This window comes from Vibrio sp. YT-19(2023) (assembly GCF_033337395.1).
Window position 1 is genome coordinate 1 of sequence record NZ_JAWOQN010000707.1, and the last position, 620, is coordinate 620.

Genomic DNA, 620 nt, shown 5'->3' on the forward strand with positions numbered 1-620 from the left:
CCCGCCGCTCAGTGGTTCAAGCGGTACAACGGCAAGACCCCGGAGAAGGGCGGGGCACAGAAGACCGAAGCGCTCAAGCCCAAGGCATGGCTTGAGCAGACCCGCGAGGCATGGGCCGACCATGCCAACCGGGCATTAGAGCGGGCTGGCCACGACGCCCGCATTGACCACAGAACACTTGAGGCGCAGGGCATCGAGCGCCTGCCCGGTGTTCACCTGGGGCCGAACGTGGTGGAGATGGAAGGCCGGGGCATCCGCACCGACCGGGCAGACGTGGCCCTGAACATCGACACCGCCAACGCCCAGATCATCGACTTACAGGAATACCGGGAGGCAATAGACCATGAACGCAATCGACAGAGTGAAGAAATCCAGAGGCATCAACGAGTTAGCGGAGCAGATCGAACCGCTGGCCCAGAGCATGGCGACACTGGCCGACGAGGCCCGGCAGGTCATGAGCCAGACTCAGCAGGCCAGCGAGGCGCAGGCAGCGGAGTGGCTGAAAGCCCAACGCCAGACAGGGGCGGCATGGGTGGAGCTGGCCAAGGAGTTGCGGGAGGTAGCCGCCGAGGTGAGCAGCGCCGCGCAGAGCGCCCGGAGCGCGTCGCGGGGGTGGCACT

At 66.0% G+C, this 620-nt stretch carries 1 protein-coding gene and 1 pseudogene; both read left to right on the top strand.

The annotated features are described in order from the left end of the window. Positions 1–237, top strand: a pseudogene (locus tag R7E78_RS28010) (MobA/MobL family protein); the annotation flags it as partial. A gap of 106 nt (positions 238–343) precedes the next feature. Beyond that, the coding region (locus tag R7E78_RS28015; RefSeq protein WP_318058873.1) for an IncQ-type mobilization protein MobB at positions 344–620 on the top strand (277 nt) is incomplete at its 3' end.